The sequence below is a fragment of the Candidatus Chromulinivoraceae bacterium genome, assembly GCA_035478595.1.
Taxonomy (GTDB): domain Bacteria; phylum Patescibacteriota; class Saccharimonadia; order Saccharimonadales; family Saccharimonadaceae; genus CAMLKC01.
The window spans coordinates 26,671-50,802 of record DATIJL010000007.1 but is presented as its reverse complement, the minus strand read 5'-3'; the positions used below and the strand labels follow the sequence as shown (position 1 = coordinate 50,802).

27 protein-coding genes and 5 tRNA genes are annotated in these 24,132 nt (G+C 45.5%); 10 read left to right on the top strand and 22 right to left on the bottom strand.

Going from position 1 to position 24,132, the window contains the following annotated elements:
- Positions 1-4 precede the first annotated feature (4 nt).
- The 5 genes from VLG36_01900 to VLG36_01880 are packed head-to-tail and all read right to left on the bottom strand — an operon-like array spanning position 5 to position 5,296.
- Positions 5-616 (bottom strand): hypothetical protein, encoded by a 612-nt coding sequence (locus tag VLG36_01900; protein ID HSW77528.1) that lies wholly within the window; start codon positions 614-616, stop codon positions 5-7.
- Positions 616-1,170 (bottom strand): PilN domain-containing protein, encoded by a 555-nt coding sequence (locus VLG36_01895; protein ID HSW77527.1) that lies wholly within the window; start codon positions 1,168-1,170, stop codon positions 616-618. The genes VLG36_01900 and VLG36_01895 overlap by 1 nt, the downstream gene beginning before the upstream one ends.
- Positions 1,167-2,222, bottom strand: a complete 1,056-nt coding sequence (pilM, locus tag VLG36_01890; protein HSW77526.1) for a type IV pilus assembly protein PilM — start codon at positions 2,220-2,222, stop codon at positions 1,167-1,169. Before pilM ends, VLG36_01895 begins: the two co-directional genes overlap by 4 nt.
- A gap of 56 nt (positions 2,223-2,278) precedes the next feature.
- On the bottom strand, positions 2,279-3,508 hold the full coding sequence (locus tag VLG36_01885) for a type II secretion system F family protein (GenBank protein ID HSW77525.1): 1,230 nt from the start codon (positions 3,506-3,508) through the stop codon (positions 2,279-2,281).
- A gap of 6 nt (positions 3,509-3,514) precedes the next feature.
- Positions 3,515-5,296 (bottom strand): GspE/PulE family protein, encoded by a 1,782-nt coding sequence (locus VLG36_01880; GenBank protein HSW77524.1) that lies wholly within the window; start codon positions 5,294-5,296, stop codon positions 3,515-3,517.
- Positions 5,297-5,399: 103 nt separating this feature from the next.
- On the opposite strand from VLG36_01880, the gene tsaE reads away from it, so the two are divergent.
- The 4 genes from tsaE to VLG36_01860 all read left to right on the top strand — a co-directional run bounded on the left by tsaE (position 5,400) and on the right by VLG36_01860 (position 8,392).
- On the top strand, positions 5,400-5,855 hold the full coding sequence (tsaE, locus tag VLG36_01875; protein ID HSW77523.1) for a tRNA (adenosine(37)-N6)-threonylcarbamoyltransferase complex ATPase subunit type 1 TsaE: 456 nt from the start codon (positions 5,400-5,402) through the stop codon (positions 5,853-5,855).
- Positions 5,852-6,238, top strand: coding sequence for a tRNA (adenosine(37)-N6)-threonylcarbamoyltransferase complex dimerization subunit type 1 TsaB (gene tsaB, locus VLG36_01870; protein ID HSW77522.1), 387 nt, complete (start codon positions 5,852-5,854; stop codon positions 6,236-6,238). The genes tsaE and tsaB overlap by 4 nt, the downstream gene beginning before the upstream one ends.
- A 166-nt stretch (positions 6,239-6,404) precedes the next feature.
- Positions 6,405-7,895 (top strand): ribonuclease Y, encoded by a 1,491-nt coding sequence (gene rny, locus VLG36_01865; protein HSW77521.1) that lies wholly within the window; start codon positions 6,405-6,407, stop codon positions 7,893-7,895.
- Between the two features lie 11 nt (positions 7,896-7,906).
- Positions 7,907-8,392: an NUDIX hydrolase gene (locus tag VLG36_01860; GenBank protein ID HSW77520.1), complete on the top strand. Its 486-nt coding sequence runs from the start codon at positions 7,907-7,909 to the stop codon at positions 8,390-8,392.
- 5 nt (positions 8,393-8,397) lie between these two features.
- Here the strand turns inward: VLG36_01860 and VLG36_01855 are convergent, their stop codons facing one another.
- Positions 8,398-9,528, bottom strand: coding sequence for a hypothetical protein (locus tag VLG36_01855; GenBank protein HSW77519.1), 1,131 nt, complete (start codon positions 9,526-9,528; stop codon positions 8,398-8,400).
- 257 nt (positions 9,529-9,785) lie between these two features.
- Positions 9,786-9,861 (bottom strand) — tRNA-Pro (locus VLG36_01850).
- A gap of 100 nt (positions 9,862-9,961) precedes the next feature.
- Between VLG36_01850 and VLG36_01845 the strand changes: the two genes are divergently transcribed.
- On the top strand, positions 9,962-11,464 hold the full coding sequence (locus tag VLG36_01845) for a glycosyltransferase family 39 protein (GenBank protein ID HSW77518.1): 1,503 nt from the start codon (positions 9,962-9,964) through the stop codon (positions 11,462-11,464).
- Here VLG36_01845 and opgC read toward each other — a convergent pair.
- Complete coding sequence (gene opgC / locus VLG36_01840; protein HSW77517.1) at positions 11,451-12,521, bottom strand: OpgC domain-containing protein; 1,071 nt, start codon at positions 12,519-12,521, stop codon at positions 11,451-11,453. The genes VLG36_01845 and opgC overlap by 14 nt on opposite strands.
- A gap of 89 nt (positions 12,522-12,610) precedes the next feature.
- Between opgC and VLG36_01835 the strand changes: the two genes are divergently transcribed.
- On the top strand, positions 12,611-13,075 hold the full coding sequence (locus tag VLG36_01835) for a peroxiredoxin (protein HSW77516.1): 465 nt from the start codon (positions 12,611-12,613) through the stop codon (positions 13,073-13,075).
- A 12-nt stretch (positions 13,076-13,087) separates the two neighbouring features.
- Positions 13,088-13,164, top strand: a tRNA-Pro gene (locus VLG36_01830).
- A 13-nt stretch (positions 13,165-13,177) separates the two neighbouring features.
- On the opposite strand, the gene VLG36_01825 is transcribed toward VLG36_01830, so the two are convergent.
- Positions 13,178-13,897, bottom strand: coding sequence for a hypothetical protein (locus tag VLG36_01825; protein ID HSW77515.1), 720 nt, complete (start codon positions 13,895-13,897; stop codon positions 13,178-13,180).
- Entirely contained in the window at positions 13,894-15,165 is a 1,272-nt protein-coding gene (locus VLG36_01820; GenBank protein ID HSW77514.1) for a MurT ligase domain-containing protein, read from the bottom strand. Before VLG36_01820 ends, VLG36_01825 begins: the two co-directional genes overlap by 4 nt.
- A 45-nt stretch (positions 15,166-15,210) precedes the next feature.
- On the opposite strand from VLG36_01820, the gene VLG36_01815 reads away from it, so the two are divergent.
- The gene (locus tag VLG36_01815; protein ID HSW77513.1) at positions 15,211-15,585 is read left to right on the top strand and encodes a hypothetical protein; all 375 of its coding nucleotides are present in this window, start codon (positions 15,211-15,213) and stop codon (positions 15,583-15,585) included.
- On the top strand, positions 15,582-18,035 hold the full coding sequence (locus VLG36_01810; GenBank protein HSW77512.1) for an ATP-dependent Clp protease ATP-binding subunit: 2,454 nt from the start codon (positions 15,582-15,584) through the stop codon (positions 18,033-18,035). Before VLG36_01815 ends, VLG36_01810 begins: the two co-directional genes overlap by 4 nt.
- Here the strand turns inward: VLG36_01810 and VLG36_01805 are convergent.
- The 10 genes from VLG36_01805 to VLG36_01760 form a co-directional block, all read right to left on the bottom strand.
- A complete protein-coding gene (locus VLG36_01805) occupies positions 18,032-18,598 on the bottom strand; it encodes an NUDIX hydrolase (protein HSW77511.1) in 567 nt (188 codons plus the stop codon). The two genes, VLG36_01810 and VLG36_01805, sit on opposite strands and share 4 nt — an antisense overlap.
- Positions 18,598-18,984 carry a hypothetical protein gene (locus VLG36_01800; protein HSW77510.1) on the bottom strand — a complete coding sequence of 129 codons (387 nt, stop codon included), beginning with the start codon at positions 18,982-18,984 and terminating at the stop codon, positions 18,598-18,600. Before VLG36_01800 ends, VLG36_01805 begins: the two co-directional genes overlap by 1 nt.
- 55 nt (positions 18,985-19,039) lie before the next feature.
- A complete protein-coding gene (locus VLG36_01795; protein HSW77509.1) occupies positions 19,040-19,519 on the bottom strand; it encodes a VanZ family protein in 480 nt (159 codons plus the stop codon).
- A 168-nt stretch (positions 19,520-19,687) separates the two neighbouring features.
- Complete coding sequence (locus VLG36_01790) at positions 19,688-20,287, bottom strand: dihydrofolate reductase family protein (GenBank protein ID HSW77508.1); 600 nt, start codon at positions 20,285-20,287, stop codon at positions 19,688-19,690.
- Positions 20,288-20,430: 143 nt separating this feature from the next.
- On the bottom strand, positions 20,431-20,766 hold the full coding sequence (locus tag VLG36_01785; protein HSW77507.1) for a hypothetical protein: 336 nt from the start codon (positions 20,764-20,766) through the stop codon (positions 20,431-20,433).
- A 40-nt stretch (positions 20,767-20,806) separates the two neighbouring features.
- Positions 20,807-20,883, bottom strand: a tRNA-Arg gene (locus tag VLG36_01780).
- 20 nt (positions 20,884-20,903) lie between these two features.
- Positions 20,904-21,287 (bottom strand): DUF4260 domain-containing protein, encoded by a 384-nt coding sequence (locus VLG36_01775; GenBank protein ID HSW77506.1) that lies wholly within the window; start codon positions 21,285-21,287, stop codon positions 20,904-20,906.
- Between the two features lie 29 nt (positions 21,288-21,316).
- Complete coding sequence (locus tag VLG36_01770; protein HSW77505.1) at positions 21,317-21,958, bottom strand: hypothetical protein; 642 nt, start codon at positions 21,956-21,958, stop codon at positions 21,317-21,319.
- A 6-nt stretch (positions 21,959-21,964) separates the two neighbouring features.
- Complete coding sequence (locus VLG36_01765) at positions 21,965-22,510, bottom strand: hypothetical protein (protein ID HSW77504.1); 546 nt, start codon at positions 22,508-22,510, stop codon at positions 21,965-21,967.
- Between the two features lie 83 nt (positions 22,511-22,593).
- Positions 22,594-22,668, bottom strand: a tRNA-Gly gene (locus VLG36_01760).
- A gap of 48 nt (positions 22,669-22,716) precedes the next feature.
- On the opposite strand from VLG36_01760, the gene VLG36_01755 reads away from it, so the two are divergent.
- On the top strand, positions 22,717-23,082 hold the full coding sequence (locus VLG36_01755; GenBank protein HSW77503.1) for a hypothetical protein: 366 nt from the start codon (positions 22,717-22,719) through the stop codon (positions 23,080-23,082).
- Here the strand turns inward: VLG36_01755 and VLG36_01750 are convergent.
- Both VLG36_01750 and VLG36_01745 read right to left on the bottom strand, forming a co-directional pair.
- Entirely contained in the window at positions 23,079-23,687 is a 609-nt protein-coding gene (locus tag VLG36_01750) for a DapH/DapD/GlmU-related protein (protein HSW77502.1), read from the bottom strand. The two genes, VLG36_01755 and VLG36_01750, sit on opposite strands and share 4 nt — an antisense overlap.
- 295 nt (positions 23,688-23,982) lie before the next feature.
- Positions 23,983-24,059 (bottom strand) — tRNA-His (locus VLG36_01745).
- Between the last annotated feature and the right edge of the window lie 73 nt (positions 24,060-24,132).

Below are 24,132 nucleotides of genomic sequence, written 5' to 3'. Positions count from 1 at the left end.
ATTCCTATTTTGTGTATACCTGTATGCTTAAGACATCACTTGAAATATCACTACCGGTCGTGCCCTTAGAGAGTGTGATTTTCTGGATCTGCATTTTGGTAAGGTTGTTTTCTATAGAGCGTACAAATCGCAGAAAATTACTGTATCCAACAGGGTTTTTAAGAGTTACGGAGACGGAGACTGACTTCACACCCGCCGGCGCTGTAGCGGCGGGGGGTGTAGCCGTCGGAGTAGTAACTGCACCCGTCGGACCGGTCGCTGAGTTGGCCGAGAAATCCATATTCGTAATGGTTATACCGGCTGTGCTGGCGTAATTATTAAGATCACTCACGATCTGATCCTGATACTGGTAACTTTGGCTATCGGCAACAATGCTGTTTGTGCGAGCGATAATGTCCTTATCGTTCGTGAGCTCCTGCTGAATGCGCTGGAGTGTCTGTACGTTGTCTCGACTTGCATTGGCGTCGATGATCTTATGGCTAACGTCTACGGCATAGGACTTTAGCTGGTTGTTAATGAGTGAAAAGATGACGCCTCCTGCAAGAGCGATAACAAATAGCGATATCGACAATATAAGTCGAAGACGAGTAGCGGTGAGATTGCTCTGTTTTCTCATTATTTCGCTGCATCCTTTTTAATAGTTATGCCAAGGTTCACCGTGACGGGATAACCTCCCGTACCAGAGGCAGTATCAATGGTTTGAAAGTGTACGTCAGAGAAAAGTGGAGATTTACTAAAGGAATCTTTGAGCGCGAGTGCGCTAGCATAATCTTTTGCCTGCCCAGTAAGTGTGGTTGGTGTTCCGAATGTTCCGGAGTCGAGAGATAATGTTTGAAGAACTACACCACTTGGTATAAGCTGTGCTATTTCCAGGACGACCTTAGAGTAAGTTACTTCGTTGTCGAGGATCTGCTTGGCGGTGCTAAGACGATCACGAAACAGCTGAGCCTGCGCCTGCACAGAAGCATACTGTACTACGTTAGCCTGGTTGGACTGTATCGTTTGGGCGGCAGTATTAAATGTGCTTGAGAGATAGATGTAGGTGATACCAATTGCGATACCCATGAAGCCAATAACCCCCAAAAGGAAGATATTATAACGGATAAGAAGTGTATTAGTGCGAGCTGCCTGAAGCTGCCGCTTTTCTTCATGAGGGAGAAGGTTAATCATTTCCAAAACCCCTTTTGGTCAACACTCGCTAACCCTGCAACGGTAATATAACGAGGGCGAAACTGTTTGTTTGGCTGCGGCAACTTACCGAAATCCAATTTTTGCCATGGACTGGCAACACGTGCTGGCATAACGAGTTCGTTAGTAAAGTAGTCGCCAATACCTGGAACGTTGCTTCCTCCACCTACGATAATGACTTGCTCGAGTTTGCGGTCGTCGTTGAGACGTTCGTTGTAATAGCGGATAACCTTACGGATTTCAGTGGCTATACGCTGGAGACTCGGCTGAAGTGCAGCCGTAATCTTAGCACGACGCGGCCCGGCACTCAGGCCGTTTAAGACCTTTAATTGGTGAGCATTCTCAAGGGCTACATTGAGTTTTTTGGCAATATCGAGCGTAAAGGTGTTACCGCCAATACCAAGTCCACCGCTAATACGAATAGCGCCACCGTCAAGCACGGCAATATCGGTGCTAGCAGGTCCGATGTCAACAATAAGGGTGGGTAGATGACCTTCTTCGGTAGACTCAATAACACGAGCAACAGAATTAATTCCTGGCTCAACCATAATTGGCTGCAGGCCTGCAGTTCGGACGGCCGCAAGACAGCTATCCACAAGGTTTTTTGGTACTGCCGACATGATAACACTAAGCTGGTCTTTATGTCGTTCAATGACTTCGTAATCAACATACAGAGAATTCATGGGTATGGGGATGTACTGATCAACCTCAATCTCGACAGCATCCGAAAGGGTGGATTCTGCTTTAGCAGGAACGGTAAAGGTGCGTGAAAAAGTGCGACTTGTTGGAACGCTAATAATAGCTTGATCGCTAGGTAGCACACCAATAACTTTGCTCGTAAGGAGTGAAGCTATGTTATCGGCTAAATAAGCATCATTGCTCTCAAGGGATTTTTGGACTTTTGCAGGGTCGAGGTCGACTGAACCGTACCCTAAAACAAGCCACTTTTTTGAGTCGATGGCCATAACTTTAACACCAGTTTGACTGATGTCGAGGCCAATTACCGGCTTGTCTTTATAAAATAATTTCGCCACTTAAAATGCCCACTTCTACTTTGTTACCAGTATACCATGAGCGGTTTGGTTTTTTGCTAACTTTTAATCTGGTTTGCGAGCCCAGCAATTGGCATCATAACACTGGCGGCGATGAGTCCTACCATGCCACCCATGAAGACAATCATGACCGGTTCGATAATAGCACTGACGCCATCAATTGCTACGTCTACTTCCTCTTCGTAAAAGTCAGCCACCTTGACGAGAACGGTATCGGTTTGACCTGTTTCTTCGCCGACTGCAAGCATCTGCGATACGATCGATGGGAAAAGGCTGTTCTTTTCAATAACCGAAGAAAGTGTATCACCGTTTTTAACTTGTTTTGCGGCATCCTGAAGTGCCTGTTCATATACTAGATTACCAACTGCGCGCGAGGTAACGTCTAGTGCTTCAAGTACCGCGACACCAGCCCCCATGAGCGCTGAGAATGTACGGGCAAAACGCGCAACAGCCACCTTCATTACAATTGTTTTTAACCCAGGAATCTTAAGCACTAGGTGGTGAAACTGATTCTTGCCACTTGGTGTTTTAATGTATCGCAGTATGAGGAAGATACCGCCACCAAGCGCTGGAAAAAGAATATACCAGTAACTTGTCATAAAGCCGCTAATGCCAAGCATGGCGAGCGTAAGACCTGGTAGTTTTGCATCTGGTCCACCAAGATCGGTGACGATTTTTCCAATTTGTGGAATGACAAAGAGCATTAGACCAAAAAAGGCGATGACAGTAATGCCAATAAGTACCATTGGGTATGTCATGGCGCTTTTTACTTTTTTACGGATAGTCGCGTTTTTCTCTTGCTGCATGGCGAGTCGCTTAAGAATCTCGTCAAGGATACCCGCCGCCTCACCGGCGCGAACCATGTTTACATATACGTCGCTAAAGACGTTCGGTGATTTTGCGAGCGCATCGGCAAGTGGTGAACCCGCCTGCACGTCGCTAATAATACCGTTAAGAACCTTTTTAAGACCTGGGCTCTCCGAGTGTTGCTCAAGAGAATTTAGCGCTCGAAGTAGGGGGACGCCGGCTCCAACCATGGTACTGAGCTGACGAGTAAACATGACCAAATCATCAGATTTTACATGGTTACCGCTTTTAAAAAGGCTTACATTCTTTGAACTGGCTCTTGAACTTTGTTCTTTGACGCTAATAGGATGCAGACCTTGCTTGTTGAGGGCGGAAATAACTGCACCTCGGTCCTGTGCCTCAATTGTTCCGTTAACCGACTTACTAGCGTCGTTAGTAGCTATATATAAAAATTTTGGCATATTAAACTACTCTTTCGTGACGCGAAGAACTTCTTCGACTGTTGTATCACCCCGAAGTGATTTAATGAGACCGTCGGTTTGCATTGTAATCATACCCTCGGCTATTGCTTGATCTTGAATCTGATTACTCGTTGCGTTACTGATGATCATTTTTTGAATAGGTACGGTATTGCCAAGTACCTCGTAAATACCAATACGCCCCTTGTATCCTGTGTGATTACATTCTTCGCAGCCGTCCGGTGAGGCTTTCCAAAGGTTGATAATAGACGTTTCACCCGTACTAAGAGGTACATCGCCACCGATATGCTGTTCTTTTGCCTGTTGTTCGAGAGCATGAATGTAGCTGAATGATTGGCCTGGGCGAAGGTTAAATAAGCGGATAACAGTATCTACCTCAGCTTGGTCGGGCGTGTGTTTTTGGCGACAGGTCATACAGAGGCGTCGCACTAGTCGTTGGCCCACAACAGCCTTAACTGTACTTGCGATCAAGAACGGTTCGATATTCATGTCGAGGAGACGCGGTAGGGAAGTCGCTGCGTTATTAGTGTGGAGTGTGCTGAATACAAGGTGTCCCGTAAGAGCTGCTTGGATACCTAAGTTGGCCGTTTCGGTGTCTCGGATCTCACCAACCATGATAATGTTTGGATCTTGACGAAGAAGTGCACGAAGTCCACTCGCGAAGGTCATGCCAGCCTTAGCATTGGTCTGGGTTTGGTTAACGCCAGGGATTTTATACTCTACTGGGTCTTCAACGGTGGAGATATTAACATCTGGTGTATTAAGAATGGTCAGAATACTAAAGAGACTCGTAGACTTACCAGATCCGGTCGGTCCAGTGATAAGCACCATACCGTTTGGTTCGGTAAGTGCTTGGTGAATAACATCGATTGAGTGACCCCAGTAACCAAGATCCTCGAGGGTGATTGCTTGGTTAGACTCATCCAAGATACGCATGACAATCTTTTCACCGTCCACTACGGGAAGCGTGCTAACACGAAGGGCATATTGTTTGCCTCCAACCTTAATCTTAAAGCGACCATCTTGTGGGACGCGACGTTCGTCGATTTTGAGGTTAGAAAGAATTTTGATACGACTTACAAGAGCGTTCATAACGTTGCGGGGGAGTCGGTTGACTTCTTTTAGCACACCATCTATACGGTAGCGCACCTGGACATAATCCTCGCGAGGTTCGATATGGACGTCACTGGCGTTAGAACGAATAGCATATTCAAGCAGTAGATTAACGGTCTGGGCAATAGGGGAGTCTTCGGCTACGTCAGCCTCAGTAAGGGTCTGGTTCTCTTCCCCATTCCCCTGTCGCTGAACGTCGATAACTTGAGTCAGTTCCTTATTTACATCACCGCGGTAGTTTTCAAGACACGCTAGAATATTGCTGTGGGTCGCAATATGTAACTTGATATTTTCACCAATTTGTTTCTCAATAAAGTTTACGGCCTGAACATCGTCAGGATCGTCCATAGCAAGGTACTGTGTACCATTTTCGTCGATCTTAAAGAGAATGGCATTGTACTGGCGTGCGATACGTTCGGGAATTTTATTAAGGACATCTTGAGTAATGTCATCTGGATCTATTTCAACAAAAGGAATTTGGACGAACTCTGCAAATGCCTCGACGAGTGTTCTTTCATCCATGATATTGTTTTGAATGACAATATCCTGCAATAGGCGCCTTGAACGTACTCCTTCTTCTTTAAGATCGGAGATTTGCTCTTTACTAATACCTTTTCGGGTGAGCAATGTTTCGATAGTTGCATCAGAAATACGCATAATACTTACGCTCTATTGTACGCGATGCTCTGGAAAAGTTCCACATTCGCATAGAAACAGCTGCTCATCTTTGTAGGACGTATTAATGGTATAATAAGAGCCTATGATTATAGAGGTCAATGGTGAGTCTGAAATGAAGGCGTTTGGTAAAAAGCTAGGCGCGCTTTTAGGCGGCGGAGAAATTTTGGAACTTATCGGTGATGTGGGTGCTGGTAAGACGACGCTTACTAAAGGTATCGCTGCCGGCATGGAGGTGGATGATGATGTTCAGAGTCCGAGCTTTACGATTAGCCGAGTATATGAGACTCCAAAGGATCTCTCATTGGCACATTACGATTTCTATCGTCTGCAAGATGCGGGAATAATGGCGGCTGAACTGCACGAAGCTGTACGGGATCCACGAACCGTAACGATTATTGAATGGGCAGAAATCGTGGGTGGTGTCTTGCCTCTTGATCGTATCTCTATAACTATTGCGTCACCGAGAGAAACAACTCGTACCTTAGAATTAAAAGCTGGTGGTGAGAAAAGTACACAGCTATTGGAGAAATTAACATGATCTTACTACTCGATACTTCAACACCAGTATGTAAACTGAGCCTTATTGATGGTGATACTCGCTATGAGAATGAATGGCAGGCTGATCGTCAGCTCGCAAAAGGACTTTTGGCATATCTGCATGACCAACTAGAATCTCAAGATAAAGTATTCAGCGATCTTACGGGGATAGGTGCTTTCGCTGGGCCGGGAAGTTTTACGGGTTTACGAATAGGGCTTACAGTCTTGAATACGCTCGCTGATTCTGAGCATATTCCTATTGTTGGCGGTATGGGTGAGGATTGGCAGGCCGAGGTTCTGCAAAAACTAGAGAACGGCAAAAACGAACACATCGTACTTCCCTTTTATGGTTCTGAAGCAAATATTACAACACCACGCAAATAGCAAATATGCTTGCGGGCTTGACGTAAAAAGCGCTACAATAAAATTACGTTCCAAATATGGACGTATTGAAACTTTTTGAATTTCCAGCGTAGTCCTATTTTTGCTTTATAAACAGAAACACAATTGATTATTTGGCGGGGCTATCCTTAGGAGAAAGGATATAACTATGGTAGAAGGAATAATTGCCGCAATCCTTGGGGTTGTTTTTGGTATGGGTGGAACGGTTGTTTACGAGAAGCGCCGTGAAGCAGCGGGTAAAAATACCGCGGAAAAAGAAATCGCGCGAGCGAAAACTAGAGCGAGCGACATTGTCTTAAAGGCAAAGGATGAAGCTCTTGAGCTTGAGAATCAGCGTCGTAAGGAAATGCAAAAGGTCGAGCAGCGTCTGGCCGAACGTGAGGTTAGCCTCGATAAAAAGCTTGACGAACTCGATAAGCGTGCTGAAAGACTGCGCAAGCAAGAAGACGAAGTTGAATCGCTTAAAAGCGAAATCCGTGAAATTCGTACACGCCAGCAGGAGAAGCTCGAGAAAATTGCTGGGCTTAAAAAACAAGACGCTGCCGATAAGCTTATGAAGATGACCGAGCGTGATATTAAAGATGATCTTCTCGGCCTTGTTGCGAAGCTTCAAAACGAAGCAACTGAAGACGCCGAAGAGCAAGCACAAACCATTCTCGTTAGTGCTATGGAACGCATGAGCAGCGAAGTGACTGCGGAACGTACCGTTACAGCTATCAAGCTCACTGATGACGAAATGAAGGGTCGCATTATCGGTAAAGAAGGACGTAACATCCAGGCGCTGCAGCGTGCTACTGGCGTTGACGTGCTAGTTGACGACACGCCAGGAATGATCGTACTTTCAAGTTTTGATCCTATCCGTCGCCAAGTTGCTCGGCTGACCCTCGAAATGCTCATGAAAGATGGTCGTATCCATCCTGGCCGTATTGAAGAAGTCGTAGTAAAAGCTGAAAAGCAAATCGAAAAAGATGTTGTTCGTGCTGGCGAAGACGCTGCGCGCGAAGTTGGCGTTGCCGGCATTCCAAAAGAAATGCTCCGTCTGTTGGGGGAGTTGAAGTTCCGTACTAGCTACGGCCAAAACGTCTTAATGCACAGTACTGAAATGGCGCATATGGCCGGACTCATTGCCGAGGAAATTGGTGCCGATGTTCGAATTACTAAAACTGCTACCCTCTTGCATGATATTGGTAAGGCAGTAACACACAAGGTTGAGGGTAAGCATCACCACATCGGTGCTGAAATTGCACGTAAAAATGGCATGGACGAGCGTATTGTTCACGCTATTGAGGCACATCACGATGATATTGAAGCGACCACTCCAGAGGCGATCATTGTTCGTATTTGCGATGCACTTTCTGCAGCTCGTCCTGGTGCTCGTAATATTAGTGCTGAGAACTTTGTGGAGCGTATGCGCGATCTTGAAAACATCGCAACGAGCTTCCCGGGTATTGATAAAGCGTATGCGATTAGCGCTGGTCGTGAAATCCGCGTGATTGTTAGCCCTAAATCTATTGATGATCTTTCTGCAATCAAACTTGCCCGTGACATCGCTAATAAGATCGAAAGCACTATGCAATATCCAGGTACGATCAAGGTAAACGTTATACGAGAAACGCGCGCTATAGAATACGCAAAATAGGTGGCACATCCATGAAGCTGTTTGGGAAAAAACTTTCAAAAAAACATTGGCTAGAAGCGCAGCACTCGCGCGTTTCTAGCGCAACCCTCATACTAGAAAACTCAATTGGCCAGGTGCTTGTTGTAAAGGCTAACTACAAGCCATATTGGACATTCCCTGGTGGTATCGTTGACGCAGGTGAAACACCCAAGCAAGCCGCGCTTCGCGAAACGTTTGAAGAAGTCGGAATTGAAATAAGTGAGTCAAAAGTAGAGTTTGTGGCGGTGGTGAACCGAAAAAGCGATTTTGCCGATACCTACCAATTTATTTTTAAAGCTCCTCTCACAAAAGCAATGCTGAATGGTATAACCTTGCAGGTGACAGAGATTGACCAGTACGCTCTGATCACGAAAGAACAAGCTGGAGTGAATGATCGACGCTACGGGAAGGTGATTGACCACTGGGCACATGGCCGAAGTGGTTATATTGAACAGACATTTGGTAAAGATGACCAGTAGCGTCTCTAAAGATAGCCAGCATTACCCTTGTTAACACTTCTATAGATTTGTTCGTAGATTTCGTTCGCCTCCATGTTTGTTATGCTTCGCTCAAGGTGTCGAAGTGTAACGCGTACTAATACATTTTTCTGATCAGGTTGACAACCGAGCCGCTCGCGGACAATAGGCGGAAGCGAGTTATATGGTGCTTCGTTTAGTATTTCTACCTCTTCGAGCGTATCTATCTTATCTTTTAAAGCCTCTCGAATACCTGCGCTAATATCTTCTTCTACGTAGTTTTGCGGTACGCTATAGGACATGTCGCGCCTTATGGCAGGCTGATTAGAGATCTCTATGTACGGGTCAAGATTAGTCATTTGTTCAGAGATTCGAAGATTGTTTGAACGAAGATAGCGAACGTCGGGGATGTCTTTTAAAGTCATAACTAGTCGATCAAGTCCCATGCCAAGGGCCCAGCCGGAGTGGATCTTAGGGTCCAAGCCGGCGTTTGCTAGGATAGCGTCCTTAATAAGGCCACACTCAAGTATCTCAATATCGCGATCTCCATCAACTGCGTTTACTTCTATGCCCTGATTCGTATAAGGATGTGGAGAGTCTTCGATTCGTAGATGCCAGCCGGGAGCTGCAGTTGCTCCAATGCCCTTAACGACAGCAAGTAGGTCGTTTTTCGTAATAGGTACGCGCGCGTCGTTCTTAACAACGCGCCACATTTCAAGCATATGGACTTCACTGACATGCTTCTTGTCTGAGACGTCACGGCGATAGGCGAGGCCAGGAAGGAGAATGACGATGTCATCCCAATCATTGCGACTGGCCAGATCACGTAATATACCGGGTAAATGGGCGCTTGTGTGAGTACGGAGGACGTGCGTTCTGTCGATGTAATGCGTATATGTTGATGAGCGGCTCATATTATCTTTTGAGATAAGTAGAGCATCGTAGTTATCTTTAGCGGATACAATCGGATCCTTGCGATGCACCTGAACGTCGCTTTGTGGATGGGTCGAATGAATATAAGCGAGGATCTTTTCGTATACCATTTTTATGGCATGCGGGCTTTGTGATTTCGTCAGGTCAGGAATAGCCAGGTAGGTTTTTAGGGCCTCGTCGCCGATAGGCTGGATGTACATTTTCATAATAGAGATCTTTCTCTTCTTGGAGTAATAATAGTTATCTGGAAATGGTGTGTAGAAAAATATTGCTGCTAGGCAGCAAAAAAACCAAAGAAAGAGAAAGTACTAGCAACATAACCTCGCGACGCGAGGGTCAGAGAATTGTGACCGATGTTGACAGCTATCATAAATAATACTTTAACATACTATTTATGGTTACGCAATGTATCATACATAAAAAATACAGTATGCGGCAAGGCATACTGTATTGAATAAATTCTTGGTCGGGGTGAAAGGACTCGAACCTTCGGCCTCACGGTCCCAAACCGCGCGCGCTACCAACTGCGCCACACCCCGATAGGTGTTACTTGAGAAATTATACCCTATAGCAAGGTAAATTTCTAGAGGTTTATGGAAGGAGGTAGTATTTTTTCTCTAAAAACGGTACGATACTTATATGATACAAACGATGGTAGATCGTTTCAGATCTCGTAAACTAGAACGACATTTTGTGGCGGTCCTACTTACTATTGTAGTGGGCGCTATGCTCATAAGTCTTATTGTTGGTTTGCAGCAAAGCGTATGGTTCGATGAAGCCTACTCGATAATGCTTGCTAAGCAGCCGGTCATAAACCTTATTCATTTGACAGCAATGGATACTCACCCTCCTTTTTACTATTTATTACTAAAGGGTTGGGCAAGTGTATTCGGTTGGGGTGAGTTAGCGCTTCGTAGTTTGAGCGTTCTTGCGATGGGTGGCGCGGTGCTATTTGGTGGATTGTTAATAAAACGCCTCTTCGGCGTTAGAGCGGCACTCATGGCGTTGCCGTTTGCAGCACTTTCACCACTTTTGTTGCGATACGGTTTTGAAATTAGGATGTACGCAGTCGCTTCGTTTATCGGCATCGCAGCTACCTATGTTTTAGTATCGGCGATTGAGGTTCGGTCTAAAAACCATCAATGGAAGTTATACGCTCTGTACGCTCTTCTTGTGGCGATTGGTGTTTACACACTATACTACACGGTGCTTCTGTGGCTCGCTCATTTTACCTGGCTTGCTTGGAAGGCCTACAAAGAAAAGAAGCCAATAATCAAGACGCCATGGTTTGTTGCATTTGTCGGGAGCGTACTGTTATTTTTGCCGTGGGTTCCGGAATTTATACAGCAAATTACTAATGGGGCATTGGCGGCAATTTCCCAGCCAATGACTATCGATAATCTCAGTGGTATTGTTTCTTTTGCCTTTATCTATCGCCCAACATGGCAACTGGATGGATTCACCTCGATTGTTATGCTATTCGTACTTATGACATGCGGTATTTTTGCCGTACGAGCATTTAGACTGGCTACTAAAAGAGAACGAGTATATCTTTGGCTTCTTGTACTTTATACGCTCGTGCCGATCGTTCTAATCGCACTTGTTTCACTCTTAAAGCCCATGTATGTAGAACGATATATCTCACACGTTATAATTGGCGTATTGTTATTCATTGGAGTGACGGTGACATATGTAACAAGAAAGGCTTCGCCTCGTACCCTACTCGCAGTCGGTGCACTCTACATCGTCTTACTCCTTGGTGTGGGGCATCTTGCTGATGTCGGTAACTATAACTATCAACGGCTCCAGAAACCTGCCATTAAACAAGCCGTTGCAACGATCGATTGTAGCCAGGACGCTACTGTTCTTGCAGCTGATCCGTATGTTGCTATCGAGCTTTCGTACTACATGCCAAATTGCGAAGTGCGCTTTTACAGTCAGGATGCCGTTCTAAAAGGTGGTTATACGCCACTCTCTGACAGTCCACTAAAGATAGAGCATCCGTCTAAAGAACTGGCTAATAGTCATAAGCTCGTCTACGTCTATTACGACAAAGCAGAACTGACTATGCCGACTAACTTGCTGCAGACGAATCACGAGTCCTACGGACCACTGAATGTCGATACGTTTAGCGCGGAATAACTTTGTTAATGTAAGGGATTTTTAGTAATCCCCAGGTGAAGAGAATACACAAGAGTGACAGTAGCGTGTTTACGAAAATATTTGTCGTGGCTTTAAATAACAATGCACAGAGAACAAGCGGCACGATATGAAGAATGTACGCAGTGAGGGAACGCTCGCCAAGGGTTAGTAGTAACCAGCCAAACCATTTTTTAAGGAATGGCAATACGTATTGAAACAGACTGAGTAGGCCTAAAAACCACAAAAATGATATGGCAACGGTAGCAAGTGTAATGGGCTCTCGACCGAATAAAATGCTTTGGTAGGTGCCTGGAACCTGCGACAATACTTTAAGCTCGGCCAAGATAACAGTTAATAGTGTGATGCTGATAAGGCTAAAACGAAGCATATAACGAAGCTTTTTCGATAACGTACGATAGTATTTTATAAGGGGCTCAAAGTAGAAACCCCCTGCGGCTGGTATGAAGAAGAGGATTTGCCACTGCATCCATTCGATACCACTTCGAGTTCCAATCCCCCAAACCACCATGGAAGCCAGCGCTACAATCCAGTATTTGCCCTTGCGGAGCAACCATATAGCAAGTGGAGATATGACAAGAAATATCGCATACAGATAGAGGAAGTGAGTGAGTGTGTGAACGTAGTCGAGTCGTAGGACGCTAAGAACAAGCTCACTCCAATGATTTTCGGGGATCGGGACGTATGCCATACTGCCTTCGAAGTCAAGAAGCCAGGAGGCGGAAACGAGGAGGAGTGTCGTAATGATCATCCAAACGTATAACATGACACCTCGGGCGACAAGTTTTTTGCTAACCGTAAGTAGCGGTTGATTGCGGTTTTTATAGCCGCGAATATAGCCCACTAAAAGACCGGAAATAATAACAAATCCTTCAGCTGCAGACGACCATAGTTCACCTCGACCGCTCAGTAGCTCAAATAAATTAGGCCATCGCCATAGATGATCGCTGATAATAATGATGATGAAAAACCCGCGAAGATAGTCGAGCGCAAGAATGCGGGAGCTAGTTGCCTTGGGTGTGGTAGCTGTATCCTTCATTCTTCTAAACTGTAACAATACGGCCTTTGTTTTTGCTGAATAAATATGTACTTTGTGTACACTATATAGAAAAATAGTATACTAAATGTATGACAAACGATCTTCCCTATGCAGCATCAGACTTCTCTTTAACAGATAGCGAAGGTGTTGCACGCTCGCTATCCGACTACAAGGGGAAGTGGCTTGTTCTATATTTTTACCCTAAGGATGAGACGCCAGGGTGTACAACCGAAGCATGTAGTTTGCGTGATGCTCGCGATGATATTGCAGCGCTTGGCGCAGAAGTTGTGGGTATTAGTCGTGATGATGCAAGTAGCCACGAAAAATTCAAAGCAAAACATTCGCTTAATTTTACGCTGTTAACAGATCCGGATCATACTGTCATGGACCTTTATGGCGCCTGGGGTAAAAAGATGTTTGGTCAAGAAGGTGTCCTGCGTAAGACATTTATCATTAACCCGAATGGGGAAGTTGTAAAGGTGTATGGACGCGTTACTCCTCTGGGGCATGGTGAGCAAGTCATCGCTGATATCAAAAAGCTTCAAGGTGTATAGTGGGTGATATGTCGGGGTGTGGCGCAGCTCGGTAGCGCGCACCGTTCGGGACGGTGAGGCCGGAGGTTCAAATCCTCTCACCCCGACCATGATTATCTTGGATTAGCGTGGTCGCTTTAGGGCTACTTCACGGGCAAGTGCTGCAAAACGATCTTCAATAACAGTCGGCGTAAAGTCGCCGTATTTTTTTATAGCCGCTTGTTCAATTAAAAAGTCGGCAATGGCAGGGTTTTTTGGTAAAAGTGAACCATGTAGATAGCTGGCGAGCACATTATGATAGCGAGCCCCCTCAGTGTCGTCCTGACCATTGTTGCCGGCGCCTTTTATAACTTTACCAAGTGGCTGTACGTCCTTGCCAAGGAAAGTTTGGCCACTGTGGTTCTCGTAGCCAACAATCTCATCAAATAGTTCGCTCTTTGTGACAATATTGCCAATCAGTCGCTCAGGGCCGGCATGTGTTTCAATGTCTAACATACCAATACCTTCAATTGTATGGCCGTCCTGAGTTTTAAAGAATTTACCGAATAGTTGATAGAGTCCGCAGATCATAAGCATGGGCGTGCCATCGTCTGCAAGATCGTGGAGTCGTGTACCAATTGCAAGAAGGTCTTGCTGAACGGTATCCTGTCCTGAGTCCTGACCGCCGCCTCCCACGATGATATCTATATCAGTAGGAAAAATATCGCCAGGATTATACTCGAGTAGTTTCGGTGTGTATCCATGCCACTCTAGTCGACGCTTTAAAACAAGGGCATTACCCCAATCGCCATAGATATTCATGTCTCGTGGGTATAGTTGTAAAACGGTAAGTTCCTTGTTCATGAGATTGTCTCCACGTCAGTCATTTTAGCCAACTCTCGACGTAAACTAAGCATAGCAGTATAGGTACAAAAGATACGTTTAGGTACAGTGCTCGCGTCTGTGATGAACTGTTGCAAACCTTCGGCCAGATCAGTCGAGACATGCGAAACCTCAACCTCGTCGTATTGTAAACGCAGCGCCATATCGTAAGCCCGAACACCGCTTACCTCCAATACTCCACCTGGTTGCAGACTGTCGAAATCGACGTCCCATAGCCATGACATGTCACGACCGTCGGCGTAATTATCATTGATGGCGATCATCGTTGCAACACCGTCTGGTTTGAATGACGAAAGACTCAAGCGAAAACCACTTGGGTTTTTAACTAATACGAGTTCGAGTGGTTGGCCACCTATAGTAATAGTTTCGCCGCGGCCAAAAGCAGGCGTTACTTTGGAAAGTGCGTCAATAAGTTTTGTCTCATCTAAATCGTTTTTTACAATAGTACGTACAAGTGCTAGGGCTGCGGCTGCATTGTAGATATTATAGACGCCGGAGAGTTCTAGCGTTGCAGAAACGGCATGATCACCCAATTGAAATTCTGCCGTATGGTCCTTTAGACTTTTTAATACAACGTCAGCCGTTAAGGTTGAATTTGCTTTTTTGCTGCCCGAGCGCATGTCGTCGTCATTTGGAAATAGGGCCGTAAGGGTAGATGCTAGACCAAAATAGCTAACCTTTTGATCGTTCAAGACTTTAGCAATGGCAGCGACACGTGGATCTTCACGGTTAAGAACGACCGTGTCAGTGGTAGCAAGTGCGATATAAGCCAAAAGCTTGGCGGTGGCGTCGATCTCTCCAAAACGGTCAAGCTGATCACGCATGACATTGAGTAGTAGGCTGTAGCGAGGTGCGATGGTTTTTACAAAATGTACGGCATGGGCTTCGTCGAGTTCGAGCACCGCTATATCGGCGTCAAGATTGCCATAGTTATCTATATCACCGAGTAGTGCAGCAGCAACGCCTCGAGTAAAGTTACTACCCGTCCGGTTGGTAAAGACCTTCAGCCCTTGGCTCTGGAGAAGCTCTACAACCATTTTTGTTGTAGTGGTTTTACCGTTAGTACCGCTTACTACGACAATACCCTGAGGTAGATCGGAGAGCGTACGCTTGATAAAGGAAGGATCGATCTTTTCGACAAATAATCCTGGAAGCGCAGAGCCGCCGCCGCGCATCTGAGCAATCTTGCGAACTGCCTTGCCGAGTAATGCTATATAAGGTTTTGCCATAGGTCTATTATAGCGTAACCGTAACGCGTGCGTTACAATAGAGGCATGTTTATTGTTGGGATCTTGGGATGGTGGTATGGCCGAGGCTGGGGCATGCGCGCTCAAATGCTGCGCGATAAACTCATGAGTACCTTCGATTATTTTTCTATAGACCTGCTACTTCGAACACTTTTTTCACCGTATAGACAAATATCCGCCGGCAAAGTGCGTGGTGCGCTTGGCGTACAAATGAGGGCATTTGCGGATAGGTTAATCTCGCGCATGATTGGCGGCATGATTCGTCTCACGATGATCCTTATTGGTAGCGTGATACTAGTCGTATACGCTATTTTTGGTGTTATTTTATTAGTAGTATGGGGCGTCGTACCACTTCTGCCGCTTATTAGTATAGTGATGGTGAGCGCGGGGTGGACACCATGATCTCAACAGAGCTAATCTATGGTAGTAACCGGGCTCAAAAAGCTCGAATTGGAGCGGCTATTCGTGGTATATGGCTGCGTCTTATGCTTATCCTTACGATTTTAATGGTACTAGCTGGTGTCGGACTTCTTTTTATACAGATGTCCACTGGTTGGTTGCTTATTGGTTTTGCGGCCGTGCCTTTTATGTTTAAGGAATGGTACGATCATGAACTGCATCATCTGCCTAGCCCTAAAGACCCTAAAACGATTGACGATATTATATCAGGTGATATTTTAGGACAACTTCCCAAGAACCCCACTCCGCGTCATATTGCAACCGCGGTTGGACGTGTTTCGAGCGGACATTTTTTCGGCGCACGGTTTGGTATTACGGCAAAGTTCTTGCAGGATATCTCATCAGAGGATCCAGGTATGACATCAAAAGTTTGGGAAGAAGCACTGGCTATTCGTGAAAAAACAGGTGTGCCGCATCTCACTGGCAGTGTTTTGGCTGTTGCTCTTGTTCATGTTTTTCCAGACTACGAGAGTCTCCTTGCGCATATGCAACTTGACGACGAGGATTTACTGCATGGCGTTCGTTGGCAACAGCATATTCGTGATCTAATTACAAAGCACACCAAACCTCGCCGTACCGGTGGCATCGCCCGTGATTGGTCCTTCGGTTATATTCCGCTACTAACACGCTTTGGTCAGAATATCAGCGAGCAAATATCTCATGGTGGTTTGATTTCAACGGACCTCGAAGCTCATACCCAGGCGCTCGATCAAATGATTCAAACATTCGGCTCTGGTGGTCGTCAAAACGTGGCGCTGGTTGGTGGCGAAGGTGTTGGTAAGACTACGATTGTTCATGCGTTTGCTGAGCGACTACTAGATGCGGAGTCTGACTTACCGGAAAGTCTTAAATTTCGCCAGGTATTTATACTCGACTCTGCTGCTCTTATCGCCGGTGCACCTGGACGTGGAGAGTTGGAGAATCTAGTAATGCAGGTATTGGGGGAGGCGTTTGGTGCGAAGAATATTATTATATGTCTCGATAATGCACAACTATTTTTTGAAGAAGGTATTGGCTCTGTAGATTTAACAAATGTATTACTGCCAATTCTAGAGGCTGGCCGGCTCCGAATTATATTGACAATGGATGAGCAGCGATACCTTAAAATTGGTCAGCGTAATTCGGCACTCATTAATGCCCTTAACCGCGTGAGCGTTGCCGAGGCTAACGAGGAAGAGACGCTAGCAGTTATGGAAGATCAACTTATCACGACCGAATACCAACGCAAGGTTACCTATATGTATCAAGCGCTTAAAGAGGCATATCGATTGAGTCAGCGTTATGTCCATGACCTCTCTATGCCAGGACGAGCTATTAAACTGATGGAATCGGCGGCATCGTATGCTGAAAGTGGCTTGGTTACGATGAACTCTGTCCAAAGCACTATTGAAAAGACGATGGATATTAAGGTGGGCGTTGCAAACGGTCAAGAAGAGCGTGACAAATTACTTAACCTTGAAGACCTTATTCACAAACGTATGATCAATCAGGTGAGAGCGGTGAGCGTGGTAAGTGATGCTCTGAGGCGAGCAATGGCTGGAGTTCGCAATGAGAATCGGCCCATCGGTACATTCCTGTTCTTGGGCCCAACAGGCGTTGGTAAGACTGAGCTTGCAAAGGCACTAGCTGATGTCTATTTTGGGGGTGAAGATAGGCTTATTAGATTAGACCTAAACGAATACGTACGAAGTGAAGATGTAGCACGCCTGATAGCCGATGGTGCCGATGATTCCTCGAGTCTTACTGCGCAGGCTATGAAACAGCCGTTTAGTGTTGTGCTGCTAGATGAGATTGAAAAAGCACACCCTAACGTGTTGACGACCTTATTGCAAATGCTTGATGAAGGGATCTTGCGTGATATCAAAAACCGCGAGGTTAGCTTTAGGGATGCTATTGTCATTGCAACTAGCAATGCCGGAGCGGATAGGATTCGCGAATACATCGAACGTGGCTACCAGCTCGAACAGTTTGAAAAGCCATTCATTGACGAGCTCATTAATAGCAATCAATTTAGGCCGGAGTTCTTAAACCGTTTTGATGAAATAGTGACATTCAAGCCGCTCGGTAAACAGGAGCTGGTACAGGTAATCGATCTTATTATTGCCGGCATCAATAAAACGCTCGCTGTACAAAAGATACGCGTAACCGTAGACCAGGATGCAAAACTATACTTGGTAGATAAGGGGTATGATCCTCGACTTGGTGCGCGTCCAATGAGACGTATAGTTCAGCGAACTGTCGAAAATACGATTGCAAAGCAAATGCTAGGCGGGACAGTTACGGCGGGTGGTACGGTTGCTATTACACTTGATCAAGTACGCCAGGTACTAGATGTCGCTGAACAAGCGAACCAGATTGCAGCAGGCGAACCGCCTGTCGCTCCGCAGGCTTAGCGAATGTCAAGTACGTGCAGGGCCTGACGGAGCTGTTTTCGGTAATAGGCGTACATAGGCGTCATGTGCCCAAGACGCCTAATAGAGCCTCTTAGAACAAGCCACTGAGCACTTTTGACAGGTATAAAGTCTGCCCACTCCACCTCATCGTGCTCAAGCATAAGTGCAGCATCTTCCGTCGATAGCATAATCGCGTAACTATAGATGATACCTCGGCTTGTTTTGTGACGAAGTTTTCCCCAGCGATGATTGTAGCGCGTAGTTCCTAAGAATATCAGGTCGTTAGGGGAGACTATGAGCCCCACTTCTTCTTTAAGCTCTCGTGCAGCAGCAATCTCAGGTGTTTCGCCACTATCAACAAAACCACCCGCACCTAATTCTACAAAACCCGTATGCTGTAAGGTGGTTTGGCTGCGGCGCTGTACTAGTACACGTCCACTCGGAGTAAATACAAAAACATGTGCACCTCGATGCCAATAGCCGTGCTCATTCGCTTCTTCTGGGTTGCTAATCTTGCCGGTTAGTCGGTTCTTCTCATTGATAATATCAATTGGCGAGACCATTACTTAACCAATTCAAAACTATTTACAGCAATAATACCGTCCATTTGGTATTTATCGCTATTCTGGGATTCAAGGTTTCCGGTTATTTTCACTTTTTGATCGGTTCCTTCACTTGAAGTTAAGCTATCGGTTGATCCGCTCAGTCCATAATATTTACCGTCGGTAGCCTGCAGGCCAATAGCACATTCGAGTGTGTTAACGTCACTGTCGCCCTTGTGGGGCAAACAAAGTACCTTTCCTTCAAGGGTCACCGATTGTGGTTGGTTTGTTGGCGGATTAAGGATGTCTTTAACTTTTTGTACGCCACCCAGTAAAAGAAATGCGCCTATGAGTCCGGCAAGCACAGCCAAACAGATGCCCCATATAATTAACTTCTTATGTTTCATTATAAAAATAATACCAGCATTCAACCTATGAGCCAATAAGCACTATCATCATGGATCAGTATCTTACTCTAAAAACAAAGAGTCGTAGGAGAATGATAATGAATATCAGACCCGCACAGATAGCAGTAATCAATCGGTCGCGTTTTGAGCTATCAACTTTTCCTGTAGAACCATACAGTAGCAATCCGGCTAGTCCGCCTGAGGTATTCATAATGACGTCCGTGATGTCTGTTGCGCCTATGGCAAATACAAACTGGGTTATTTCAACGCCAACGCTAAAAATAAATATATAGGTAAGTTTTCGCCATATAGTAGGCTGTTTGAAGTTGATGCTTAGGAGCAGCCCAAAAGGTACAAAAACAACAAAATTGGCGAGCATCTCGCCTAGGTGACTACCGGCAAATGGAATGAGGTTAAGGCTCCTTGTTTGATAATGTATGAGTACCGAAGGAATATCGAACGAAAATTTAAACAAGACCAACCAGAGCAAGGCCATGAGATAGAGGACTAATAATACTTTAGAGAATTTTTTCATGCTTCATTCTGGACGCTCAATAGTTAGTGTAATGGTTGTAAATGAGAGTAGGCTGAAGAGAGAATATCTTATTTGGCGATGTCGAATGGTTGTTTGTGACATCGAAGACTTGTTTTTCTGTAGGCCCTTGGAGAATCCAAAAGTCTTCTCTATGTCTTTCGATAGTGGCTACGAATGTAAAATTTCGTATCGAATATGCGTAACCAAACTAGTAGTGCGCGCCTCGAGTGGCTTAAGTCGCAGGTTGGGCGTATCCTGAAATAATTTAGCCCCACTTCCAATACTTACAGGAGCAATATGAAGCCATAACTCATCAATAAGGTCTGCTGCAAGATATTGATTAACCGTATTTGCACCCCCTGCGATCGAAATGTCCCTGTCTCCGGCGGCAGCCTTTGCGCTTTCTAGGGCGCTATAGATTCCATCTGTTATAAATGTAAAGGTTGTGCCGCCGCTCATTTCGATAGGTTCATGAGGTTGATCAGTTAGCACGAACACCGGAGCGTGATAAGGAGGGTTGTCACCCCACCAGCCATTCCAACCGTCATCATCTGCTTTATCTTTAGGGACGAACATGTTCTTTCCCATGATGAAAGCGCTCGCATCGGTGAGGCTATCAAGTTCTGCTTTGTGTTTCTCTGGCTCATCAAACATCCAATGATGTAAGTAGTTTTCCGGTATGTCACCCATCGGTTTATCAAATCTCTGGTTGGGTCCTGCCACATACCCATCTATAGACATACCAATTCCGCATTTAATTTTCCCCATATTATGTAGTTTACCAAAATTTCTGAGAATAAGAACTGGCAAAATTTGGTGGAAGACTTATCTGAGAGAACATGATGTTTTGAATATTATTTTACACACAGTGCATTGTATGAAATTAGAACAACAACCATTACAAAAGGTGTCTATAGGTAGCTCTCTAAGATGGTTATTCTATTTCTTAATTCGTTCGTATAGGTATTTTCTCTATCGTCAAGCTCTTTAATTGCTTGCTCTAGCTCAACGAGCTCACCTTGAATTATCATTTGGAGGTCTTGTTTTGATAGCTCTCGGCGTGTTGCTTCGGTTGATCCTACGCCAATTGAGACAGTGTTTTCTGGAGCTGGGACCGCGCCCGCGTTATCGATGGCAGAAATAACCCCCTGTAGCGTGGTGGAGGTTAGTTGATCTCGTGCTTTGCGTGCCTTTAGTAAGTCTGTACGAAGCTGATCGATTAGAGTTTGTGGATTGTCATTAAACATAATAATAAATATAACCTGTGATTTTTATATACCACAGAAATGGTACCCCGAGTTGGAATCGAACCAACGACCTTAGGCTTAGAAGTCCTCTGCTCTATCCTACTGAGCTATCGGGGCGCTAGAGTTATTATACCTTATTAATTCTTTTTTGCTTTACCGATAGGGCCTAGATGGGTCTGGTGAAAACCTGTGGTGTGTTTAAGGCCATAGCCTAGAGCACGATCTACAAAGATATGGAAAAGCCAAATCAATGAAATAAAGAGAACAACTTGGTTGGTTGTGGTGATGTAAAGGGCGACGAGCAATGTTGGTCCGATAGGGCTATGGCCAAGATTGTAAACAAGAGCACCTATACGCGTATTGGCCATATAGCCAAGTGCGCTGAGGTCAACGACAATAAAGAGAATGAATAACCAATACCATTGAAAGTTTCCCACCATAACGTAAAAGAGTGCAACAATAACAGCCGCAATAAGATATTCAGTACTGACAATGCGTTTCATGAGTTTTGTTGTTTGCATGGCTTTAGTATAGCAAACTGCTTATGGTTTTACAGCTGCTGCCAAGAATATGTCGACGTATTAGCGTTGTATGTGATAGTTATGCCGAGATCGGGTGCTTGTATTTGCGTCCAAGCGCCATTGAGGATATAAGGAGCCGATGTACGCTTGGTGATGTCGCGATAGGCCGAAAAGCGCGGAGAGACGATTGCCAGGTCTGAGCCAGTTGACGAGTAGCTAGATGCTTGCAGGCCGGTACCATCAAGACGCCAGGTTCGTGCCATACCTTCGCTGATGCTGCGATAGTTTTGAAGAGTTGCATCAACCGTGCCTGTGTGGAGCATAATATTTGCGGCGTAGATGCGAATACCAAGACTCGCACGGTAGGCTACGGCTTTGTCGCCGCGAGTCTTTACATCCGAAATAGTGGCATAATATGGTGAGGCATAGCTATCACTGTTACAAATCCATGACTCAAGTATTAATACATCAGTTGAACCTGCAACGGTGGCGGTCCCTGTCGGATTATAGGTTACATCTACCGCAGAGCTGAGAGCATCGTCTGGATTCCACACATTTATCATGGCGCCAACGTTTTTACTATGTACATACGAGAGAATGCTAGTCTGACGACTGCGTGACGTATGGTAATCATAGCCGAACGTATCTAAAAAGATGCCGCCAGCACCCATTGCGATCTATCCATCTATTTGCGTTTGAATAGTAGAAAGAGGCAAGTTACTTGTAGTAACACCCGTGTCAATATAACCCCAGACTACCGTAGAAGGCGAAATAGCTTTTACTTTCTGGATAATATTTTGTGTACTAGTATGGTAGGCGTTGCCTGAATCTTCGAGACCACCACCAAGTACAACATCGTCGTAACGACACAGAACATCTGCCGCGTAGTCGTCACTATACTGCGTATTGATGATGTTAGGGGGTGAATAAACGATAAGTAGTGATCGGATTCCCGCAGCTACGCTTGGATCATAGGTAATCTTGGCACTTGGAATAGCTCCATCGGCAATTTTCGCACTGGTAATGCTGTTGTCTTGCAGCTTAGCTGTGGTAATTGTACCGTCTGCAAGGGTAGCGGCCGTTACAGCTCCGTTTGCCAATTGACTACTTCCAACAGTATTACTCTTGAGCGCTCCTCCCGTATCAAGCGACTGAGAGAGGTAATCGTTAAGAAGGGCGCCCCATTGCCCCTCGTCACTCCCCGGTACTGGTAATCGTGCCATATATAAAAATGCTTATCCTTACTACTATTATACAAGATACGATATAAAAAATAGACGGGTAATCCGTCTATAAAATTCTCATGTGGTGCGGGTGGGGAGAATCGAACTCCCGTCTCGAGCTTGGAAGGCTTGCATACTAGCCACTGTACTACACCCGCAGGTCTTCAAATTATATCAGGTTTAGCTGTATAATATAAACCATAACCATGAATATTAGTAAGTTTGTAAATGATGCAGACAAGCCGTTTCACTCTAGCGGCTTCGCAGAAGTCGCTAACGGTTCTAAAATGGGCGCAACCAGCGCGGAATCGTTTAATCGTCGCTACCAGATAGACCAGAATCGGAAAATGGTTCAAAAATACCGAGATTCAAATTTGGCGCGGACAGTAATTAACCGAGATATTGCCGGACAGCGGACAGATGACGTTGCGCCGCACGCTCCTCAGGTTCCAAATTCATCTACGTCGACTTCATCACGCCAAAGATTTAATGCCGTAAGCGCACCTAGGCTGGCTATTCCACCTCGAAAATTCTCCGAGCCTAAAGGAAGAACTTATAACCCGTTTGGTTAAGCTGCTTGGTCAATAAGCTCTAGTCGTCTAACGACGGTACGAGGTTTTAGGATTGTACCAGGCGAGAGAACGGCATTGGCGCCGATCTTTGCGTGATCGCCAATAATAGCACCAAAACGCGTACTTCCTGTCTCAATGATTTCGTTCTCAACCCGAATACGAATAGCCTGGTCGTTAGGTGGTCGTTCATTAAAATGGTTGGCCACGATTGCACCAGCTTCTATATTGACGTTAGCACCTATAATGCTATTACCGACAAAGTTAAAGTGGCCAAGCGCGCTTTTATGACCCATTACAGTACATTTAACCTCGCAACTGGCGCCGATGGTAGATTTTTCGCCCATAATAACACCACTTCGCAGTAGACCGTGTTCGCCAATAAAGCAATCCTTACCGATGATCGCTGGTGGTATGATGATGGTGCTCGGGTCGACGATGGCTGTCAAATGAATAGCGACGCCTCCAGATACGTCATACTCTTCTGGTAATGTGTCGAGTAGTTCCCAAATAGTTGATTCTAGGTTGTTGATTATTTCCCATGGTGCGTTGTGCGTTTTAGGCAACCCATCCTTGAACACTGCTTCACAATAATCTTCTAGGTTCATGGGCATATAATAACAAATTATGGGTAAATAAAAAGAAGGTCCGGATAAAGAATCTTATTCTGTGACCAGCTATCTCCTAGGTGAATGGGTATGGAAAGCCGCCCAACGCTGTTAGGCGTCGGGCGGTAACTGGGACGGTCACTTCTGGACGAAATAGCCAGAGTGAAACTTCTTGATGACCGGCCCGCCACGTGGAACGTGACAATGATGCCCCTGAGTTCGTGTTGTGAGAGCCGAGGCGTTGTTTGATAATAATAGAAGACACTCAACAGTGTCTTCTATTGCATAACTTCTATGGGGCGAATGATGGGGATCGAACCCACTACCTTCGGAACCACAACCCGACGCTCTAACCAGATGAGCTACATTCGCCAAACATCAGCTATTGTACCACAGGCATAGCCTCTGTAAAAGAGGCTATTATCGACAAGCCGACCATAGCCTT

Bases quoted from the DNA above. Each gene is read 5' to 3' on its own strand.
- rny (HSW77521.1), top strand. From the start codon at position 6,405: ATGGTAGAAGGAATAATTGCCGCAATCCTTGGGGTTGTTTTTGGTATG.
- VLG36_01835 (HSW77516.1), top strand. From the start codon at position 12,611: ATGACAAACGATCTTCCCTATGCAGCATCAGACTTCTCTTTAACAGAT.
- VLG36_01815 (HSW77513.1), top strand. From the start codon at position 15,211: ATGTTTATTGTTGGGATCTTGGGATGGTGGTATGGCCGAGGCTGGGGC.
- tsaE (HSW77523.1), top strand. From the start codon at position 5,400: ATGATTATAGAGGTCAATGGTGAGTCTGAAATGAAGGCGTTTGGTAAA.
- tsaB (HSW77522.1), top strand. From the start codon at position 5,852: ATGATCTTACTACTCGATACTTCAACACCAGTATGTAAACTGAGCCTT.
- opgC (HSW77517.1), bottom strand. From the start codon at position 12,521: ATGAAGGATACAGCTACCACACCCAAGGCAACTAGCTCCCGCATTCTT.
- VLG36_01900 (HSW77528.1), bottom strand. From the start codon at position 616: ATGAGAAAACAGAGCAATCTCACCGCTACTCGTCTTCGACTTATATTG.
- VLG36_01895 (HSW77527.1), bottom strand. From the start codon at position 1,170: ATGATTAACCTTCTCCCTCATGAAGAAAAGCGGCAGCTTCAGGCAGCT.
- VLG36_01775 (HSW77506.1), bottom strand. From the start codon at position 21,287: ATGCAAACAACAAAACTCATGAAACGCATTGTCAGTACTGAATATCTT.
- VLG36_01845 (HSW77518.1), top strand. From the start codon at position 9,962: ATGATACAAACGATGGTAGATCGTTTCAGATCTCGTAAACTAGAACGA.
- VLG36_01810 (HSW77512.1), top strand. From the start codon at position 15,582: ATGATCTCAACAGAGCTAATCTATGGTAGTAACCGGGCTCAAAAAGCT.
- VLG36_01825 (HSW77515.1), bottom strand. From the start codon at position 13,897: ATGAACAAGGAACTTACCGTTTTACAACTATACCCACGAGACATGAAT.
- VLG36_01885 (HSW77525.1), bottom strand. From the start codon at position 3,508: ATGCCAAAATTTTTATATATAGCTACTAACGACGCTAGTAAGTCGGTT.
- VLG36_01765 (HSW77504.1), bottom strand. From the start codon at position 22,510: ATGGCACGATTACCAGTACCGGGGAGTGACGAGGGGCAATGGGGCGCC.
- VLG36_01855 (HSW77519.1), bottom strand. From the start codon at position 9,528: ATGAAAATGTACATCCAGCCTATCGGCGACGAGGCCCTAAAAACCTAC.
- VLG36_01785 (HSW77507.1), bottom strand. From the start codon at position 20,766: ATGTTTAATGACAATCCACAAACTCTAATCGATCAGCTTCGTACAGAC.
- VLG36_01800 (HSW77510.1), bottom strand. From the start codon at position 18,984: ATGAAACATAAGAAGTTAATTATATGGGGCATCTGTTTGGCTGTGCTT.
- VLG36_01795 (HSW77509.1), bottom strand. From the start codon at position 19,519: ATGAAAAAATTCTCTAAAGTATTATTAGTCCTCTATCTCATGGCCTTG.
- VLG36_01790 (HSW77508.1), bottom strand. From the start codon at position 20,287: ATGGGGAAAATTAAATGCGGAATTGGTATGTCTATAGATGGGTATGTG.
- VLG36_01880 (HSW77524.1), bottom strand. From the start codon at position 5,296: ATGCGTATTTCTGATGCAACTATCGAAACATTGCTCACCCGAAAAGGT.
- VLG36_01805 (HSW77511.1), bottom strand. From the start codon at position 18,598: ATGGTCTCGCCAATTGATATTATCAATGAGAAGAACCGACTAACCGGC.
- VLG36_01820 (HSW77514.1), bottom strand. From the start codon at position 15,165: ATGGCAAAACCTTATATAGCATTACTCGGCAAGGCAGTTCGCAAGATT.
- VLG36_01750 (HSW77502.1), bottom strand. From the start codon at position 23,687: ATGAACCTAGAAGATTATTGTGAAGCAGTGTTCAAGGATGGGTTGCCT.
- VLG36_01860 (HSW77520.1), top strand. From the start codon at position 7,907: ATGAAGCTGTTTGGGAAAAAACTTTCAAAAAAACATTGGCTAGAAGCG.
- VLG36_01755 (HSW77503.1), top strand. From the start codon at position 22,717: ATGAATATTAGTAAGTTTGTAAATGATGCAGACAAGCCGTTTCACTCT.
- VLG36_01770 (HSW77505.1), bottom strand. From the start codon at position 21,958: ATGGGTGCTGGCGGCATCTTTTTAGATACGTTCGGCTATGATTACCAT.